Here is an 18,378-nt window from a genome sequence, read left to right as displayed (position 1 = left end):
ATCTCAATTGAGATGGGTTTTTTGTGTTTCTGAGCGGAAAATGCCAAGATCAGGCGTTGTCCGGGTCAAGCGAGAATCTTATTGCATTGGCACACGGTTCGCAATTGGAGCCAGAATTGAGATATATGGGGAATGTTCATGATCCACTGGAACAAGTTCATTTTACTTGATTCAATGTCTTTTTGATTCCTATGATAAGCGAACACTACCATTAATTTTTAATTTCAATGTTCGCTTTTTTGTTGCGTTGTTCCCGTTTTGTTGTTACACTGGAACTGAACAAAATAATTTGCTTTCTCATATATGCTCAGGAATATGGCTTGAGCGTTTCTACCAGGAAACCGTAAATTTCCCGGCTATGAGAAAAGTTGAACGGTTAGGCGGAAAACAAGCCTAATAAGTAGACTTTCTCTGGCTTTTATTGGGAAAATCTGCTAATTAGGCTTGTTTTTTATTTGTTGATAAAGGAGGAGCATCCATTGAATGATATAAAAGTCGGTGTCATTATGGGAAGCACTTCCGATTGGCCTACGATGCAAAAAGCGTGTGAAGTACTCCGGGAATTGGAAATTCCTTATGAAGCCAAAGTGGTTTCTGCCCACCGGACACCTGATGAGATGTTTCATTATGCTGAAACGGCTGAGAAACGCGGAATTCAGGTAATTATCGCCGGAGCCGGAGGGGCCGCTCACCTTCCCGGAATGGTTGCAGCGAAAACAGTGCTCCCGGTGATTGGCGTTCCGATCAAAACGTCCTCTTTAAACGGGCTCGATTCTTTGCTGTCCATTGTGCAAATGCCTGGCGGGGTGCCCGTCGCGACTGTGGCGATCGGCAATGCCGGCGCAGTCAATGCCGGGATTTTGGCTGCGGAAATGCTGGGAATGGCGGATTTGAAGATACGCTCGCGCCTGAAGGAGCGCCGTGAACAAATTCGCGCACGTGTCATTGAAGAAAGGGATCTGGAATGATCGAAACAAAAGGACAGATGAAAGTGGTCGCTCCAGGACAAACGATCGGGATTTTGGGAGGCGGTCAGCTCGGACGTATGACGATTCTTGAGGGGCAGAAGATGGGCTTGCAGTTTGTCACCATGGACCCCGCAACTGATTGCCCCGGAGGACAAGCGGCCCAGTGGCATATAGCCGCTCCCTATGACGATCTTCATGCGGCGAACCGGCTGGCTGAAAAGGCCGATCTGGTTTTGTACGAATTTGAAAATATTGACCCGGCTGTCGTCAAATTTCTGGAAACGAAAACACATGTGCCGCAAGGAAGCCGGCTGTTACAAACGGCGCAGCATCGCATATTGGAGAAAACAACACTGCAAAGAGCCGGGATTCCCGTTACCGACTTTGTTCCTGTAAAGAGCCGGGATGATTTGATCCGGGCACTCAGGCAGATCGGCCTTCCTGCCGTGCTGAAAACGGCCACAGGCGGTTATGATGGCAAAGGTCAATGGATGTTGCGCACAAAACCGGATCTCGATTTGTTGCCGGGGGATTTGTTGGACGGGAGCAGGGAATTGATCTTGGAAGCTTTTATCCCCTTTGTCAAAGAGCTCTCCGTCATTGTCGCCCGCAATCCGCAAGGGGATTTGGCCTCATTTCCGCCGGCGGTCAATCTGCATCGAAACCATATCCTCCATATGACGGTTGTTCCCGCGCCGCTGGCTGAGCCGGTCAAAGCGCAGGCGATCGCAGTGGCTGAACGGGTTGCGGAGACGCTGCAGGTGGTGGGTTTGATTGCGGTTGAGATGTTTATGCTGAAAGACGGACGGCTTGTTGTCAACGAATTGGCACCACGCCCCCACAACTCGGGACACTACACCTATGATGCCTGTGCCACCTCGCAATTTGAGCAGTTTGTGCGCGCCTCCCTCGGGCTGCCACTGGGGCCGACGGATCTTTGCAAGCCGGCGGTGATGGTGAATATTTTGGGTGAACATGCAGATGCTTTCAGACAAGCATTTCCATCTCTTCCCGGTCACGTGAAATTTCATTGGTACGGAAAAAAAGAAGCGAAAAAAGGTAGAAAAATGGGTCATGTCACGGTATTGGCAGAGAGCGTCAATCAGGCGCTGGAGTGGATCGAGTCTTCGTCGATTTGGCCGCCTTTGACGAGCGAAGAGAAAAAGGTTATTTATGATAGAGATTATTTTTAATCAAATATAATCATGCATTGCAGTCCTGAACCCGAGGGGAGCGGGGATCATAAGGAACGCCGAGAAGGAAGGCGCCCCGCGATCTGACCTGCGATGCATCTTCACAGAAAAGGTGGGACCTGATTGTGATTCAACGTTATACGCGCCCCGAGATGGGATCGATTTGGACAGAAGAAAACAAATACCGCGCCTGGCTGGAAGTGGAGATCCTGGCTTGCGAAGCATGGGCGGAACTGGGGATCATCCCGAAGAAGGATGTGGCCCTGATCCGGGAAAATGCCAAGATCAACGTGGAGCGGATCTATGAAATCGAACAGGATACTCGTCACGATGTCGTGGCATTTACCAGGGCGGTGGCGGAGACACTGGGACCGGAATCCAAATGGGTTCATTACGGTTTAACCTCGACGGATGTGGTGGATACCGCGCTTTCCTATCTGTTGAAACAGGCAAACGAAATTTTGTTGCAGGATCTGGACCGTTTGATCGCCGCTCTCAAAGAGAAGGCTAAAGAACACAAATATACGGTGATGATGGGACGCACCCACGGCGTGCATGCCGAACCGACAACATTCGGTTTGAAAATGGCATTGTGGTATGCCGAAATGCAGCGGAACCGCGAGCGGTTTGTCAGGGCAATGGAGACCGTCGCCGTCGGCAAAATCTCCGGAGCAGTGGGGACGTATGCCAACATTGACCCGTTTGTCGAAAAATATGTGTGTGAAAAATTGGGACTGAAAGCGTCGCCCATTTCAACGCAAACCCTGCAACGCGACCGTCATGCGGAATATATGGCCACCTTGGCCTTGATTGCCACCTCTCTTGACAAATTTGCGACGGAAATCCGCGGATTGCAAAAGAGTGAGACGCGTGAAGTGGAAGAGCCCTTCAAAAAAGGGCAAAAGGGCTCATCAGCCATGCCGCATAAACGCAACCCGATCGGGTGCGAAAATATCAGCGGGCTGGCCCGCGTCATCCGCGGTCACATGGTCTCGGCGTATGAAAATGTTCCGCTCTGGCATGAACGGGATATTTCCCATTCATCCGTGGAACGGGTGATTCTGCCGGATGCCACGATCCTGCTTAACTATCTGCTGAATCGCTTCACCGGCATTATCCGTGACCTGACCGTATTCCCCGAGAACATGAAACGAAATATGGAGCGCACGTTTGGATTGATCTATTCCCAGCGGGTTCTGTTGAGCTTGATCGACAAAGGCTGGACACGGGAAAAAGCGTATGACCGTGTCCAACGTTTGGCCATGCAGGCTTGGGAAGAACAGCGCCCGTTCAGACCGCTGGTGGAAGCGGATGAGCAAATCACCCAAACGCTTTCGCCCCGGGAGATTGAGGATTGTTTTGATTACCACTACCACTTGAAACATGTGGACACCATTTTTGCCCGCCTCGACTTGGATGAATAGAGAGTCAGCGGGAAGAAGGCGGAGCGGAAGGCAGAGTGGATTTCCACTGCCTCCGCTTTCTCCCAAAACTCCGCAGAAAGGGGATTTTGCAGGATGAAACCGGAAACTCTCCTCTATGAGGGAAAAGCGAAACAATTGTTTTTAACGGAAGACCCGGCGATTGTCCGCGTTCGCTACAAAGATGCGGCAACGGCCTTCAACGGTGAAAAAAAGGCAACGCTCGCCGGAAAAGGAGTCCTTAATAACCGAATTAGTGCATTCTTCTTTCAATTATTAAGGGAACAAGGAATCGCAAATCATTTTATAAAAGAAATTTCGCCAATTGAACAATGGGTGAAAAAAGTTGCCATCATCCCGTTGGAAGTGGTGGTCCGCAATGTGGCTGCCGGTTCGCTTTCCAAACGGCTCGGATTGACGGAAGGAAGCCCCTTGCGCCATCCGGTAATCGAGCTCTACCTCAAAGACGATGCCTTGGGTGATCCATTAATCAATGAGGATCACATTTCCGTATTGGAAATCGCCACGGTTGCACAGCTGACAGAGATGAAAGGGACGGCGCTGAAAGTGAATGAGGTGCTGCGAAACTTCTTGGCGCAAAAAAATATTTTGCTCGTTGATTTCAAGTTGGAATTTGGTGTGGATGATTCGGGAGATGTGATGCTGGCCGATGAAATCTCCCCGGATACGTGCCGTTTTTGGGATATGGCGACGGGGAACCGGATGGATAAGGACCGCTTCCGTCGCGATTTGGGGAATGTCATCGAGGCTTATGAAGAAATCTGGAACCGCCTGGGAGGAAGAGAAGATGTATAAAGCAACCATCTTTGTCACCTTGAAAGAGAGTGTATTGGACCCGCAGGGAGTCGCTGTGAAAGGATCGCTTCATTCCCTGGGTTATGCCGAAGTGAAGGATGTGCGGATCGGCAAGCGGATTGAAGTGTTGATTGAGAGCGATAATCGCCGGAAGGCGGAACAACAAGTGCGTGAAATTTGCGAAAAGGTATTGTCCAACCCGGTGATTGAACAATTTCGCTTTGAGCTGGAGGAGGTGGCGTAAGTGAGGTTTGCCGTTCCCGTTTTTCCCGGTTCGAACTGCGATCTGGATTGCGTTCATGCGATCGAAGATGTATTGCAGGAACCGGTTGAACCCGTTTGGCATCAGGAAGAGGATGTGTCCCGGTTTGATGCCATCATCCTTCCCGGCGGTTTTTCGTATGGAGACTATCTTCGCACCGGTGCGCTGGCCCGGTTCTCTCCAGTTATGAAGGGCGTGAAACAGGCGGCCGAATCGGGCAAATTGGTCATCGGCATTTGCAACGGATTCCAGATTCTTTTGGAAATGGGATTGTTGCCGGGGGCGATGCTGACCAATGATCATTTGCAGTTCCGCTGTGAAATGCAAACACTGATCGTCGAAAATGTAGAAACACCGTTTACCTGCAAGTATGCTCCGGGAGAGGCGATTCGCATTCCGATCGCCCACATGTCCGGCAACTATTTTTGCGACCCGTCGACTCTTGCCGAATTGAAGCAAAACGGGCAAATCGTTTTTCGCTATGCCGGTGACAACCCCAACGGCTCGATTGAGAAGATTGCCGGAATTTGCAACCGGAAGCGTAATGTTCTCGGCATGATGCCACATCCAGAACGGGCGATCGCGGATTGGATGGGATCGGAAGATGGGAAAAAACTGTTTCAATCCATGTTCGCTTATTGGAAGGAGAATTGCGGTGCAGCGTGAACAAACAGTGATGAAGAGCAAAAGCGCCATTTCCGAACCGGCGCCGGAAATCATTCGCGAGCAGAAGTTGTTTAAAGAGATGGGTTTGACCGAAGCAGAATATGAACAGATCATCGGGCTCCTCGGCCGCTTGCCCAACTGGACGGAAGTGGGGATTTACAGCGTGATGTGGTCGGAGCATTGCAGCTACAAAAACTCCAAACCGCTGCTCAAACGCTTTCCGACAGAAGGACCCCGCGTTTTGCAAGGGCCGGGTGAAGGGGCCGGAGTGATCGACATCGGGGACGGTCAGGCGGTTGTGTTTAAAATCGAGAGCCATAATCATCCTTCCGCGATTGAGCCGTTTCAGGGAGCGGCCACCGGGGTTGGCGGCATCATCCGCGACGTCTTTTCGATGGGGGCCCGCCCGGTTGCGCTGCTCAACTCGCTTCGCTTCGGGAATCTCTCCTCCCCGCGTGTTCGTTATCTGTTTGACCAAGTGGTTGCGGGAATCGCTCATTACGGAAACTGCATCGGCATTCCCACCGTGGGCGGTGAAGTGATGTTTGATGACTGTTATGAGGGAAATCCGCTGGTCAATGCCATGTGCGTCGGTATTTTAAACCACGAGGATTTGCAAAAAGGAATCGCCAGCGGAACCGGCAATCCCGTCATTTATGTTGGTGCAAGCACCGGACGGGACGGCATTCACGGAGCCACCTTTGCCAGTGAAGAACTGAATGAAGGGTCGGAGGAGAAGCGCCCGGCCGTGCAAGTGGGCGATCCGTTTATGGAAAAATTGCTGCTGGAAGCATGTCTGGAAATGGTGAAAAAAGGAATTCTCCTCGGGATTCAGGATATGGGGGCCGCAGGGCTCACTTGCTCCAGCGCGGAAATGGCGGCAAAAGGCGGTCAGGGTCTCGATTTGAACCTCGATTTGGTTCCGCAGCGGGAAGAAGGAATGACCCCGTATGAAATTATGTTGTCTGAATCGCAAGAGCGGATGCTCCTGGTGGTTGAACAGGGACGGGAACAGGAAATCAAGGAGATCTGCGATAAATGGGGTTTGCAATCCGCTGTCGTCGGACGGGTGACGGAAGGCAACCGCTATCGCATTTTCCATGGCGGGAAAATCGTAGCCGACATCCCGGTCAATACGCTGGTGGATGACGCACCCGTTTATGTCCGGGAAGGGCGTGTGCCGGATTATTACCAGGCATACCAAAATATCCGGGCCGAGGAAGCGTTTTTGGATGTCTCGCCGCAGGAGGCGCTGGACAAAGTGATTTCGTCGATTAACACCGGCAGCAAACGCTATGTTTACCGTCAATATGATCATATGGTGCGCACCAGCACGGCGGTTTGCCCCGGATCTGATGCGGCCGTGATCGTGGTTCGCGGAACGGAGAAAGCACTGGCGATGTCCACGGATGGGAACGGGCGCTATGTTTATCTCGATCCGGTGCAAGGAGGAAGAATTGCCGTGGCGGAAGCGGCGAGAAATGTGGTATGTGCCGGGGCGGTCCCGCTTGGCATTACGGATTGCCTCAATTTTGGAAATCCGGAAAAACCCGAAGTGTACTGGCAGCTGTCGCAGTCGATCGACGGAATGGCTGAAGCGTGCCGCATTCTGGAAACCCCCGTCGTCGGCGGCAATGTAAGTCTGTACAACGAAACCAAGGGAGAGCCGATTTACCCGACTCCGGTGGTGGGAATGGTCGGATTGGTCGAAAAACGGGAGCATATAACCACTTCTGCCTTTAAGCGTGCGGGAGATGCGATTTTGCTGTTGGGAGAAACGTTTGCCGAATTGGGAGGAAGCGAATTGCAGCATGCTCTTACCGGCGAGGTGCGCGGACGGGCTCCGGTTTGTGATCTGGAGAAGGAGAAAGCCCTGTACAAAGTAGTGCTGGCTGCAATTCAAAAAGGATGGGTATCCTCTGCGCACGATGCCTCTGAAGGGGGATTGGCCGTAGCCTTGGCGGAATCCTGCATTGACGGGCAAAAAGGAGCAGAGGTAACGATTCAGACCAGCCTGGCTCCGATCGTTCATTTGTTTAGCGAAAGTCAGTCGCGCGTGATTTTGAGCGTACCGGATGAATATGTGGAAGAAGTTCATCAGCTTGCGGAAAAAAACGGGGTTGCCTGCAGCCGGATCGGCCGTGTGACCCAGGAAGCACACCTGTCGATTGCGGTAAATGGAACCCGGGTGATTGGGAGTGACGTTGCGGAACTCACAAAACGTTGGGAGGAAGCCATTCCATGCGCGATGAATCCATCTTCGACCTTGACGAACTGAATGAAGAGTGCGGTGTCTTCGGCATCATCGGTCACCCTGAAGCTGCCCGCCTTACGTATTACGGGCTGCATGCCTTGCAACATCGCGGGCAGGAGAGCGCGGGAATCGTCAGTACCAACCATGACCGCTTTTTTGTGCACCGGGGTACGGGATTGGTGACCGAGGTATTCGACCAGGAGATCATTCGTTCCTTCCAGGGTGAGACAGCGATCGGACATGTTCGTTATTCGACAACCGGGGGAACAGGACTGAGAAATGCCCAGCCGCTCGTATTTAACTATGTAAAAGGCGAACTGGCTTTGGCCACAAACGGCAATCTGGTAAACGCCGGACGCCTGCGTCAGGAACTGGAAGCCGAGGGATCCATTTTTCAGACGACGACGGACACGGAAGTGATCGCCCACCTGATCGCCCGCTCGCGTGCCGGCAGTCTGGAGGAAGCGGTTAAAGAGGCCTTAAACAAAGTGACCGGGGCCTATGCCCTCTTAATCCTGACCAATGACAAGCTGATTGCGGCACAGGACCCTCACGGATTAAGACCGCTGTCACTGGGCAAAATTGGAGACGCATTGGTTTTTGCCTCGGAGACGTGTGCATTTGATGTGATCGGGGCTGAGTTCGTCCGTGAAGTGGAACCGGGTGAAATGCTGGTGTTCGACCGTGAGGGAGTCCGATCGCTTTCGTTTGCCCCTGAGCGGGAACGGGCCGGCTGTGTGTTTGAATATGTCTATTTCGCACGACCGGACAGCATTATTGGCGGGGTGAACGTGCATGCCGCCCGCAAGCGAATGGGCAGCCGTCTGGCAAAAGAAGCTCCCGTTGAAGCTGATGTGGTGACCGGGGTGCCCGATTCCAGTACATCAGCGGCGATCGGTTATGCGGAAGCTGCGGGAATTCCGTACGAGATCGGTCTGATCAAAAGCCGCTATGCCGGCCGTACCTTTATTCAGCCGAATCAGGAGTTGCGGGAACAAGGCGTAAAAATGAAATTGAGTGCAGTGCGCGGCGTGCTGGAAGGAAAGCGGGTCGTGATGGTGGATGATTCCATTGTCAGGGGGACAACCAGCCGCCGGATCGTGCAAATGCTGCGGGACGCGGGAGCGACCGAGGTGCATGTGCGCATCAGTTCACCGCCGGTGAAACATCCCTGTTTTTACGGCATCGATACCCCGGATCGGGACCAATTGATCGCGGCTTACAAGTCGGTGGAAGAGATCCGCAAGGAGATTGGCGCCGACACCCTCGCTTTTCTGAGCACCGACGGGCTGATTGATGCGGTTGAATCAAACGGAGGGGGCCAAAAGCGCGGGCACTGCCTGGCTTGCTTTACGGGCCGGTATCCGACGGAAATCGAAGAACTGGTTTTGGAGGGCAAACGATGAGCAAAGCATACAAAGCGGCCGGTGTGGATATTGATGCCGGAAATGAAACAGTGGATCGCATCAAAAAACATGTAAACCGAACCAGGCGTCCTGAAGTGATCGGCGGAATCGGCGGATTTGGCGGCTTGTTCGCCTTAGATCCATCCTATCGTCAGCCGGTGCTCGTGTCTGCAACCGACGGGGTCGGCACCAAATTGAAAATCGCCTTTGCCCTGAACCGCCATGACACCATCGGGATCGACTGTGTGGCCATGTGCGTGAATGATGTGGTTGTTCAAGGTGCCGAACCGCTGTTTTTCCTCGATTATCTGGCAACCGGAAAATTGTCTCCCGCAGTGGCTGAAGAAATTGTCAAAGGGATTGCCGACGGATGTGAACAGGCGGGCTGCGCGTTGGTCGGCGGTGAAACGGCTGAACTGCCGGGCCTGTATAACGGGGGAGAATACGATATCGCCGGTTTTTGCGTCGGAGTGGCCGAACGGGACCGACTCCTGCCCAGCAAGGATATCGAGGCGGGGGATGTGCTGATCGGATTGGCTTCCAGCGGTCTCCACAGCAATGGTTTTTCGCTGGCGCGCAAAGTTTTGCTACAGGATCGGGCATTCTCCTGGGATGAAAAAGTTCCCGGAAGCGGACAAACACTGGCGGAGGCGTTGCTGATCCCGACGAAAATCTACGTCAAAACCCTATTGACGCTCTTTCAAAAGCACAGAGTGAAAGGAGCCGCTCATATCACCGGAGGCGGATTGGTGGAAAATGTTCCCCGCATGTTGCCGGATGGCCTTGAAGCGCAAATCGATCGCCGTACCTGGGATGTTCCGCCCATCTTCAACTGGATTCAGGAATGTGGCGATCTGGCAGAAGAAGATATGTTTCGCACCTTTAATATGGGCATTGGCATGGTGATCGCCGTTCCGGCCGAAGAAGAGGAGGCAGTTTTGCAAACGGCGGCCGGTTGCGGTGAAAAAGCGATGGTGATCGGGAAAGTGGCGCAGGGGAAAAATGGAGTAACTTGGACGGAGGAGGCTTAACATGGCGATTGCTGTCTTTGCCTCGGGAAATGGCAGCAACTTTCAGGCACTGGTGGAAAGTTCACGGCGGGAGAACTGGCCTTTGCCCATCTCCCTGTTGATTTGTGACCGTCCGGGAGCAAAAGTGTTGGATCGGGCGCGTGCCTGCGAGGTGGAAGCGATTTGTGTGAACCCCAAAGCATTTCCCGATAAAAAAGCATATGAAGAGTCGGTGTTGGCGCACCTTCGCCAAAGGAAGATCGAATGGATTGTGCTGGCGGGCTACATGCGCTTGATCGGCCCTACTTTGCTTCAGGCGTTTCCGAAGCGGATTGTGAATATCCATCCCTCTTTACTGCCTGCGTTTCCGGGATTAAATGCCATCGAAAAAGCTTTTTCCTATCCGGTGAAAGTGTCGGGTGTCACGGTTCACTATGTCGATGAAGGAATCGATACCGGCCCGATTCTTGCCCAGCAACCGGTGGCCATTGAGGAGGGGGATACGCTGGAAAGTTTTGAGAGGAAAATCCACCTCGCCGAACACCAGCTGTATCCCCGGGTGATTCAGGCGTTAATAGACGGTGGCAAGAAATCGTAAGGCAGGTTGCACTCATAGCCTAAGAATCAAACGAAGGAGGAGATCCAGTGGCAACGATACGTCGGGCATTGATCAGTGTTTCAGATAAAACGGGTATTATCGATTTCGCGCGGGAATTAGTGCAATTGGGCGTGGAAATCATTTCGACCGGAGGAACCCACAGAACCCTTGCTGGAGCCGGGCTTCCGGTGACAGGAATCTCAGATGTTACGGGCTTTCCGGAAATCCTCGACGGGCGGGTCAAAACGCTTCATCCCAAAATTCACGGTGGTTTGCTCGCCGTTCGCGGTCTTGCTTCCCATCTCAAACAGATGGAGGAGAACGGAATTTCACCGATCGATCTCGTCGTGGTAAACCTGTACCCGTTTGCACAAACCATTTCCAAACCCGGTGTAAGCGTGGAAGAAGCGATTGAGAATATTGATATCGGGGGTCCGTCGATGGTGCGGTCCGCCGCCAAAAACCATCAGTATGTGACGGTTGTCGTCGATCCGGCGGATTATGGCCTTGTCCTGGAAGAATTGCGGGAAAGTGGCCGGACTACGGCGGAGACCAGACGGAAATTGGCAGCCAAGGCGTTTGGCCATACCGCACACTACGATGCACTGATCGCCGGTTATTTCAATCGATTGACAGGGGTCTCGTTCCCGGAGCAGTTAACCATCCCGTTGACCAAACAACAGGCGCTTCGCTACGGGGAAAACCCTCACCAACAAGCCGCATTTTACCGTGAACCGCTGCCGGGGGCAGGCACGTTGGCCAGCAGCACTCAACTTCACGGAAAGGAACTCTCCTATAACAATATCAACGACGCCAACGCAGCGCTCGCTCTGCTCCGCGAATTTACGGAACCGACCGTCGTGGCGGTGAAGCACATGAACCCTTGCGGCGTCGGGGTAGGAAAAACGCTGTCTGAGGCTTGGCAAAAGGCATATGAAGCCGATCCCGTCTCCATATTTGGCGGAATCATTGCGGTTAACCGGCCTGTCGATCGTGATACGGCTGAAAAGATGAAGGAGATCTTCCTGGAGATCATTTTGGCCCCATCTTTTACCGAAGAGGCACTGACCATCCTGAAAACCAAGAAAAATCTTCGTTTGCTTGCCCTGGGCGAAGAGGTACCGGCAGAAGGGGCGTCACTCAAATTGCAATCGGTCAGCGGAGGAGTTTTGGTTCAGGAAGAGGATATACGGGCGGTCCGCAAAGAGGAATGCCGGGTGGTGACAGAGCGCGCACCGAGTGAAGAGGAGTGGGAGCAGCTCCTGTTTGCCTGGAAAGTGGTGAAACATGTGAAATCCAATGCCATTGTCTTGGCAAAGGATTTTCGCACCACCGGCGTAGGGGCAGGACAGATGAACCGTGTCGGCGCTGCCGTCATCGCCGCCAACCAGGCAAAGGAAGACGCGAAAGGCTCCGTTCTGGCTTCTGACGCCTTTTTTCCGATGAAGGATACTGTTGAAGCGGCAGCCAAGGCAGGAGTAACCGCCATCATTCAGCCAGGTGGATCCATTCGCGACGAAGAGTCGATCGCAGAGGCCAACAAACACGGTATCGCAATGGTCTTTACCAGTGTTCGACACTTTAAACACTAACAAGTATCAGGCCCCTATCCTTTGGCGTATACTAGGGCAAAGGATGGAGGGGGTTCTATGCGAGTTCTCGCTTGGTCACTTCTGTGGTTTTTTGTTTCTCTGACAGTGACGGGCATCGTCTCCTACGAGCTCGGCGGCGCTGATCTGCTGACGTGGAGAAGCGGGCTGCGCACGGCAGGAGGCGTCTTTTTCCTGGCGGCTCTGGTGGTCGGAGGTGTGCTTACGACCAAGTCGGCTTACCGGAGCCGTACAAAATTTTTTTATCGCGAAGATTGGTCGTTTATCTGCATTTTGGTTACGATCGGTCTGTTCGGACTCAGCCTGTTGATCCGATAACATCGTCCGTGTGGGGCGATGTTTTTGCCGGAAAAAGACGAATGGGTTTTAGGAGGGGACAAGCCGTGAAAATTCTGGTGATCGGCAGCGGAGGAAGAGAGCATGCGCTGGTGTGGAAATTGGCACAAAGTGCAAAAGTGAGCAAAATTTATTGTGCGCCCGGAAACGGTGGAATTGCTGCCCAGGCGGAATGTGTGCCGATTGAGGCGACTGATGTGGATCGGCTTGTACAGTTCGCCAAAGAAAAGAACGTCAATCTGACTGTGGTCGGACCGGAGGCGCCGCTTTTGCAGGGGATTGTCGATCGTTTTCAGGCAGAGGGGCTCGCGATTTTCGGCCCGAAGCGGGAAGCGGCCAATTTGGAAGGAAGCAAGCGGTTTGCCAAGGAAATCATGGAAAAATACCGGATTCCGACCGCTTCCTTCCGTTCGTTTACTGATCCGCATGAGGCGAAACGCTACGTTCGGCAGCAAGGAGCCCCGATTGTTGTAAAAGCGGACGGTTTGGCCGCTGGAAAAGGGGTTGTGGTTGCCCGTACCGTGGAAGAAGCAGAGCAGGCGATTGAAGACGCCATGGAGAAAAAAGTGTTTGGCGATGCCGGGAATGAAGTGGTCATCGAAGAATACTTAAGCGGACCTGAATTTTCCCTGATGGCGTTTATGGATGGCACTGTGGTTAAACCGATGGTCGTGGCCCAAGACCACAAACCGGTGTACAACGGCAACCAAGGGCCGAATACCGGGGGAATGGGGGCTTATTCGCCCGTTCCGCAAATTCCGCCCCGTATGGTGGAGCAAGCTGTGGAAACGATTTTGGAGCCGATGGCTCAAGCTCTTCGCAAGGAAGGAATCGAATATAAAGGAGTTTTGTACGCCGGATTAATGCTGACCGACGAAGGCCCGAAAGTGATTGAGTTTAACGCCCGCTTCGGCGACCCTGAGACACAGGCGGTTCTGCCCCGGCTTCAGACCGACCTCGTTGATGTTCTGATGGCGGTCATCGACGGTCACTTGGCGGATATAAGCCTTCAATGGAGTGATCAGGCGTCCGTTTGCGTCATTCTGGCCGCAGGGGGATATCCGGGGACATATGAAAAGGGAAATCCGATTGCCGGAATCAGCGGACAGGAAAGCGGGGAGACGATCGTCTTTCATTCCGGAACCAAACGCGAAAACGGACAGATTGTGACAAACGGAGGGCGCGTTCTCGGTGTGGCGGCTCTGGGTGAGAGCATTGACGAAGCGCGGGAAAAAGTGTATCGGAGAATCGAAGAAGTTTCTTTTAAGGAGATGCATTACCGGACGGATATCGCGGACAAGGCTACATTCTGAAGAGTGAAAACGGGGAAACTGCCGGCTGAACAGGTCGGCGGTTTTTTGATGCGAAATAAAAAACGAGCCGTGGCAATGGCTCGTCGTTTTTGGTTATCGATTTAACAGGGGGGATCCGGTTCAGCCGATTTTGGTCGTCTCTTTTTCCCCTTGAATGCTGATTCCGTCAACCGGGATTTTAAACCACCAACCGCCTTGCGTTTTTTTCACTGGTTGGTATCCTGCTTTTTTCAGGGAACGGGCGACAGTCCAGCTAGCGGTGTAGACGGTGGCGAGATTGGTTGACTCATCAAACTGGATCACAGTTTCTTTTTCCATATCGCTAAGGGACATTGCACTCACTCTCCTAAACGGTTTTAATCTTCAAAAAAACCGATCGTATGTTCGCTTGTCTGTATTCATATTCTACCATGTTGTGCTTTAATTGCCACCCACTAATTGATAAAATGTTTATAACTCTTTTTCGACGCCAGGTTACAAATTGTCCTTCTTTTTTTTGATAAAAAATGACGAAATTTGTATGCAACTTTGGTAAAATTCGTTTTTTGTCGAATCAACCTGCTTGGTCAAAGTTGAACAACCTTCATATTTTTTGTGTCAAATTCTGCCGGATCATGTGATTTACGGTTGTGTGCAGCGACGAATGTTCGATTTATCTGATTAAGTAAATTTCTAAGCATGATTCTAAGCGATCATCGGCATTTAATCAACCGTTAATGAGAAACGATTTCAAAAATCGTGCATAACTGATTTGTCAGGAGCATCAAATCGGTCAGGTACGACAGGTTTGAAAGCGCTGCCACAACCAGAGAGGTCACTCGCTTACTATATACCCAATATATTGATCTTGGAAACTATTATACAAAAAAGTCTGAATATAGGCAAGGGATTTGTTTTTGCATTTTTATATTTCTATTTGCAATTCATAGCATGGTTCTCCCCTTCCCCTTTGTGTGTAAAATGAAGGGGGAGGGGTGACGTATCCATCGCCGCTGTCAAGAACTTTGATTGCTGTGCCTGATGTCGTTTTACCGGTTACATATTGCCTTTGTTGCCCAGTGTGTTTTTGCCAAACAGCGCCAGCACCGGGCAATAACGGGTCAACCCTTCGGCGACTTTCATGGCGGAGGCCAGGGCGATCAGGAATGGAAAATTGCGCCGGCCTTTGGAAGTACACCAAGCCAAACCGACAAGGCCGCAAGTGATGCGCAGGAGCGCATCCAATGTTCCGATGTTTTTCTGCATTTTTTTCACTCCTTTCCCTCTGCCGGAACAGGTATGCATTTCACGATGGTGGAAGTTCCGATGAAAACAACATCTCTGCTGTCGGACTTATTATTTGCTGCAATGGGAAAGCGTTATACGGGAGTAATTAATGGTGAAGGAGGAAGTAATTTTGGGCGTGCATATGACTAGAGAAGAGCATGATTTGCTGATTGAGGTGGCGATGGGGAGAAAAGCGACGACGTTGCTAATTCGCGGCGGTGAAGTGTTGAATGTGTATACCGGGCAGCTTTTGCGCCAGGATGTGGCGCTGGCCGGCCGCCGCATCGCCTATGTGGGTGAGCTGAAGCAAAGCGGTTTGCGCCTGGAGGATGATGTTCCGGTGCTCGATGCAAGCGGACAAGTGTTGGTGCCAGGCTATATCGAACCGCATGCCCATCCGTTTCAGCTCCATAATCCAGTCACATTGGCGGAAAAAGTGGGAGCGCTCGGTACGACGACGCTGATCTCGGATAATCTGGACTTTTTTGTCTCATGCACTCCTCAGCAGGTTATCCGTTGGATGGACGACTTGGCGCGGTTAAAAGTGCGTCTCTTTTGGTGGGCGCGGCTGGACGGGCAGACCTATTTGCCGCAGGATGATCTTTTTTCTGTCCCGCGTGTCAGAGAGGTGCTGGAGCATCCGCGGGTGCTGCAAGCGGGCGAACTGACGGATTGGATACCATTGCTCGCCGGGGACCCGTCGATGAAGCAGTTGGTCCGCCAGACCAAAAATTTGGGGAAACGGGTGGAAGCACACGCACCGGGGGCATCCTACCGGACTTTGGCGCGGCTGGCGGCGGCGGGAGTGAGCGGTGACCATGAAAGCATCAGTTTTGATGAGGTTTGGCGCAGATTGCAACTCGGGTATTTTGTCACGCTGAGACACAGTTCGATCCGGCCGGATCTCCCTGTATTGCTGGAAGGATTGCTGAAGGAAAAGGATGTGCCGTGGCACCGTTTAACGATGACGACGGATGGAGCGACCCCTCTTTACTTCAAAAACGGCTTTACCGATTATTTGATCCGGACGGCCCTTGATTGCGGATGTTCCCCTGTTCACGCGTACCAGATGGTTACCATCAACCCGGCCGTTTATTACCGGTTGGATGATCACCTGGGTGGAATTGCTCCCGGACGGCTGGCCAATATAAACGTCCTTTCCTCGCTGACCGAGCCGTGCCCCGTACTTGTGCTGGCCGACGGGGAGATTTTGGCGCGCGAGGGAAAATGTTTGCATCCGTTTTCAGGAGAAGAAGATTTTTCCACCATCATTACGCCTCCGTCGGATGTCCGTTATGCGGAGACTGATTTTCGTCTTCCCGTGAAAGACGGAGATTCTTTTCCGGTGATGCATCTGATCAATTCCGTGATCACGAAAAGTTTACAGGAGGAGGTTCAGTTTTCGGACGGCGGGATGCTTTCCCCAGATGATGACCTCCTGTATGCTTTTTTGGCCGACCGCGCGGGGAAATGGATCACACCCGGATTGGTGCGCGGCTTTGGGCGTGGAATAGACGGGTTGGCATCCAGCTATACGGGCTCCGCACAGGGAATCGTGGTGCTGGGGCGTTCTCCGGAGGCGATGGCCCGGGCTGTAAACCGGGTGCTTCAGTCCGGAGGAGGGATTTATTGGATCCAGGCGGATGAGGAAGTTTTCTCCTTGCCTCTGCCTCTCCTGGGCACGATGAATCACGATTCGCTCGATCAGTTAATCGCAAAGCTGGAGCCGTTTGCGCGGCGTCTGAGCTATCATGGCTTTACCCATCTCGATCCGCTCTACTCCCTGTTATTCCTGTCTGCGACCCATCTGCCGCAGCTCCGGTTGACGAATGAAGGGCTGATGTCGGTAAAGGACAAGCATATTCTCGTTCCGGCACAGAAGCGATAGGGTGGAGATCATCGCGATGGAGGTTCGGGAGGATTGCGGTCATGGAACCCTCTGAACCGGTTTGGGGTGGATTTCCCGGCCTTTGGTGTAAGGGATCAGGAGGGGTGTGCCGTAGACCGGATCGGTCGCGATGGTCGCTTTCAGCCTGAACACATCTTCCACCATCTGCTCAGTGATGATTTGTTCCGGCGGGCCCTGGTCATAAATTTGCCCGTCCTTGATGGCGATGATCTGGTGGGCATAACGGCAGGCCAGATTCAGATCATGTAAAATCATCACAATCGTTCGCCCTTGATTCGCATTTAATTCATACAACAGATCGAGAATCTCGATTTGATGCGTCAAATCCAAATAGGTTGTCGGTTCGTCCAGCAGAATGACTTCCGTATCTTGGGCCAGCGTCATTGCGATCCAGGCCCGTTGTCTCTGTCCGCCGGACAATGCATCAACAGGATGGTGTTCCCACTTTTCCATCTTCGTTGTTTGCAAGGCCCAGCGGACTTTTCTTTCGTCTTCTTCGGACCACTGGCTGGTCCACGTTTGGTACGGATAGCGCCCCTGTTTGACAAGCTGAAATACGGTCAATCCTTCGGGAGATTCCGGCCCCTGAGGGAGGATGGCCAACTGCTTGGCAACTTCCCGGGTGGGGAGCTTGTTAATTTTTTTGCCATTTAACAAAATTTGGCCGGCCCGGGGCTTTAACAGCCGGGCTAATGACCGCAGCAGGGTCGATTTTCCACAGCCGTTGCTCCCGGCGAGAACAGTGATTTTTCCTTTGGGGATCTGCAACTGCAGTTCTTCGATAATCATCTGGCTGCCGTAGGATAACGTGAGATCCTCGGCTTTCAGCACCGTTGACAAAAGAATCCCTCCATTGGTCTGGAAACAGTTTTCATCTGGTTGATCGTCTATCATTTTATGTGAATATGTGATTATCGTCAATGAGAATGATAGTTATTATCACCTGTTGTTGACCAGAATGGGTCCATTCGGTATATTAGGAGAAGCGAGTCAGGATCTCCACGTTTTTAATTGACGGAGAGACAGAAGCGTTGCCCTGAACGGAGAGCAATCGCATCATTAACGATCTTTTGAACGGCAAACGTTTGAAGATAATATTCTCAGGCATGAAAGCATTTTGTTTACAACTGACGGTAAGGTGGGGAATGGATTGGTTCCATCCAAGCATGCCCTGCCTTTTCTTAGTGGTTTTGGTTGGTTAAAAAAAGGAAATAAAGAGTGTGCAAATAGAATGTTAATAGAAATTTTGCTGAATAAAGGGGATTTGCCCTTTTACCGGGAATAAGTAGAGGGTTTTTGTTTACAATAATGGCAAGTTTTTTCCCTGATTTCGGTGAAGTTTATTTCATC

18 protein-coding genes and 1 riboswitch are annotated in these 18,378 nt (G+C 52.1%); of the genes, 15 read left to right on the top strand and 3 right to left on the bottom strand.

Translation table 11 applies throughout. The annotated features are described in order from the left end of the window. The first annotated feature begins 277 nt into the window (after positions 1-277). A riboswitch (purine riboswitch) is annotated at positions 278-379 on the top strand. A gap of 127 nt (positions 380-506) precedes the next feature. The 13 genes from purE to purD all read left to right on the top strand — a co-directional run bounded on the left by purE (position 507) and on the right by purD (position 13,853). After that, entirely contained in the window at positions 507-968 is a 462-nt protein-coding gene (gene purE, locus JG50_RS0112105) for a 5-(carboxyamino)imidazole ribonucleotide mutase (protein ID WP_033101387.1), read from the top strand. Next, complete coding sequence (gene purK / locus JG50_RS0112100) at positions 965-2,161, top strand: 5-(carboxyamino)imidazole ribonucleotide synthase (RefSeq protein WP_052154274.1); 1,197 nt, start codon at positions 965-967, stop codon at positions 2,159-2,161. The genes purE and purK overlap by 4 nt, the downstream gene beginning before the upstream one ends. Positions 2,162-2,286: 125 nt before the next feature. Further along, a complete protein-coding gene (gene purB / locus JG50_RS0112095) occupies positions 2,287-3,585 on the top strand; it encodes an adenylosuccinate lyase (protein WP_033101363.1) in 1,299 nt (432 codons plus the stop codon). Between the two features lie 93 nt (positions 3,586-3,678). After that, positions 3,679-4,398: a phosphoribosylaminoimidazolesuccinocarboxamide synthase gene (gene purC, locus JG50_RS0112090; protein ID WP_033101362.1), complete on the top strand. Its 720-nt coding sequence runs from the start codon at positions 3,679-3,681 to the stop codon at positions 4,396-4,398. Then, the gene (gene purS / locus JG50_RS0112085; protein ID WP_033101361.1) at positions 4,391-4,642 is read left to right on the top strand and encodes a phosphoribosylformylglycinamidine synthase subunit PurS; all 252 of its coding nucleotides are present in this window, start codon (positions 4,391-4,393) and stop codon (positions 4,640-4,642) included. Before purC ends, purS begins: the two co-directional genes overlap by 8 nt. Next, on the top strand, positions 4,643-5,326 hold the full coding sequence (gene purQ, locus JG50_RS0112080) for a phosphoribosylformylglycinamidine synthase subunit PurQ (RefSeq protein ID WP_033101360.1): 684 nt from the start codon (positions 4,643-4,645) through the stop codon (positions 5,324-5,326). It abuts the gene before it with no gap. Positions 5,327-5,336: 10 nt separating this feature from the next. Continuing rightward, positions 5,337-7,604 carry a phosphoribosylformylglycinamidine synthase subunit PurL gene (gene purL, locus JG50_RS0112075; protein ID WP_033101385.1) on the top strand — a complete coding sequence of 756 codons (2,268 nt, stop codon included), beginning with the start codon at positions 5,337-5,339 and terminating at the stop codon, positions 7,602-7,604. Continuing rightward, positions 7,568-8,986 carry an amidophosphoribosyltransferase gene (purF, locus tag JG50_RS0112070; protein ID WP_033101359.1) on the top strand — a complete coding sequence of 473 codons (1,419 nt, stop codon included), beginning with the start codon at positions 7,568-7,570 and terminating at the stop codon, positions 8,984-8,986. Before purL ends, purF begins: the two co-directional genes overlap by 37 nt. Then, entirely contained in the window at positions 8,983-10,017 is a 1,035-nt protein-coding gene (purM, locus tag JG50_RS0112065; protein ID WP_033101358.1) for a phosphoribosylformylglycinamidine cyclo-ligase, read from the top strand. Before purF ends, purM begins: the two co-directional genes overlap by 4 nt. A 1-nt stretch (position 10,018) precedes the next feature. After that, the gene (purN, locus tag JG50_RS0112060; protein WP_033101357.1) at positions 10,019-10,594 is read left to right on the top strand and encodes a phosphoribosylglycinamide formyltransferase; all 576 of its coding nucleotides are present in this window, start codon (positions 10,019-10,021) and stop codon (positions 10,592-10,594) included. Positions 10,595-10,641: 47 nt separating this feature from the next. After that, a complete protein-coding gene (gene purH, locus JG50_RS0112055) occupies positions 10,642-12,186 on the top strand; it encodes a bifunctional phosphoribosylaminoimidazolecarboxamide formyltransferase/IMP cyclohydrolase (protein WP_033101356.1) in 1,545 nt (514 codons plus the stop codon). 57 nt (positions 12,187-12,243) lie between these two features. Continuing rightward, positions 12,244-12,522 (top strand): hypothetical protein, encoded by a 279-nt coding sequence (locus JG50_RS0112050; RefSeq protein ID WP_033101355.1) that lies wholly within the window; start codon positions 12,244-12,246, stop codon positions 12,520-12,522. Between the two features lie 65 nt (positions 12,523-12,587). After that, positions 12,588-13,853 (top strand): phosphoribosylamine--glycine ligase, encoded by a 1,266-nt coding sequence (purD, locus tag JG50_RS0112045; protein ID WP_033101354.1) that lies wholly within the window; start codon positions 12,588-12,590, stop codon positions 13,851-13,853. A 120-nt stretch (positions 13,854-13,973) separates the two neighbouring features. Here the strand turns inward: purD and JG50_RS0112040 are convergent, their stop codons facing one another. Then, positions 13,974-14,186: a hypothetical protein gene (locus JG50_RS0112040; protein ID WP_033101353.1), complete on the bottom strand. Its 213-nt coding sequence runs from the start codon at positions 14,184-14,186 to the stop codon at positions 13,974-13,976. Positions 14,187-14,888: 702 nt separating this feature from the next. Then, complete coding sequence (locus JG50_RS0112035; RefSeq protein ID WP_033101352.1) at positions 14,889-15,098, bottom strand: YgaP family membrane protein; 210 nt, start codon at positions 15,096-15,098, stop codon at positions 14,889-14,891. Between the two features lie 133 nt (positions 15,099-15,231). On the opposite strand from JG50_RS0112035, the gene JG50_RS0112030 reads away from it, so the two are divergent. Continuing rightward, positions 15,232-17,007 (top strand): adenine deaminase C-terminal domain-containing protein, encoded by a 1,776-nt coding sequence (locus JG50_RS0112030; RefSeq protein WP_160173865.1) that lies wholly within the window; start codon positions 15,232-15,234, stop codon positions 17,005-17,007. 39 nt (positions 17,008-17,046) lie between these two features. On the opposite strand, the gene JG50_RS0112025 is transcribed toward JG50_RS0112030, so the two are convergent. Then, positions 17,047-17,817 carry an ABC transporter ATP-binding protein gene (locus JG50_RS0112025; protein ID WP_052154278.1) on the bottom strand — a complete coding sequence of 257 codons (771 nt, stop codon included), beginning with the start codon at positions 17,815-17,817 and terminating at the stop codon, positions 17,047-17,049. Positions 17,818-18,178: 361 nt separating this feature from the next. Here JG50_RS0112025 and JG50_RS20905 point away from each other — a divergent pair, with 361 nt between their 5' ends. Further along, a complete protein-coding gene (locus tag JG50_RS20905) occupies positions 18,179-18,313 on the top strand; it encodes a hypothetical protein (RefSeq protein WP_258560241.1) in 135 nt (44 codons plus the stop codon). Positions 18,314-18,378 lie beyond the last annotated feature (65 nt).

It is taken from the genome of Thermoactinomyces daqus (assembly GCF_000763315.1).
GTDB lineage: Bacteria > Bacillota > Bacilli > Thermoactinomycetales > Thermoactinomycetaceae > Thermoactinomyces_A > Thermoactinomyces_A daqus.
This window is presented reverse-complemented; position numbering and strand designations above follow the sequence as displayed.

What these genes read in the sequence shown, in the direction of transcription:
- purF (WP_033101359.1), top strand. Translation starts at nt 7,568, where the DNA reads ATGCGCGATGAATCCATCTTCGACCTTGACGAACTGAATGAAGAGTGC.
- purM (WP_033101358.1), top strand. Translation starts at nt 8,983, where the DNA reads ATGAGCAAAGCATACAAAGCGGCCGGTGTGGATATTGATGCCGGAAAT.
- JG50_RS0112025 (WP_052154278.1), bottom strand. Translation starts at nt 17,817, where the DNA reads ATGATTATCGAAGAACTGCAGTTGCAGATCCCCAAAGGAAAAATCACT.
- purL (WP_033101385.1), top strand. Translation starts at nt 5,337, where the DNA reads ATGAAGAGCAAAAGCGCCATTTCCGAACCGGCGCCGGAAATCATTCGC.
- purS (WP_033101361.1), top strand. Translation starts at nt 4,391, where the DNA reads ATGTATAAAGCAACCATCTTTGTCACCTTGAAAGAGAGTGTATTGGAC.
- JG50_RS0112040 (WP_033101353.1), bottom strand. Translation starts at nt 14,186, where the DNA reads ATGTCCCTTAGCGATATGGAAAAAGAAACTGTGATCCAGTTTGATGAG.
- purC (WP_033101362.1), top strand. Translation starts at nt 3,679, where the DNA reads ATGAAACCGGAAACTCTCCTCTATGAGGGAAAAGCGAAACAATTGTTT.
- purE (WP_033101387.1), top strand. Translation starts at nt 507, where the DNA reads ATGGGAAGCACTTCCGATTGGCCTACGATGCAAAAAGCGTGTGAAGTA.
- purK (WP_052154274.1), top strand. Translation starts at nt 965, where the DNA reads ATGATCGAAACAAAAGGACAGATGAAAGTGGTCGCTCCAGGACAAACG.
- purN (WP_033101357.1), top strand. Translation starts at nt 10,019, where the DNA reads ATGGCGATTGCTGTCTTTGCCTCGGGAAATGGCAGCAACTTTCAGGCA.
- JG50_RS0112035 (WP_033101352.1), bottom strand. Translation starts at nt 15,098, where the DNA reads ATGCAGAAAAACATCGGAACATTGGATGCGCTCCTGCGCATCACTTGC.
- JG50_RS0112050 (WP_033101355.1), top strand. Translation starts at nt 12,244, where the DNA reads ATGCGAGTTCTCGCTTGGTCACTTCTGTGGTTTTTTGTTTCTCTGACA.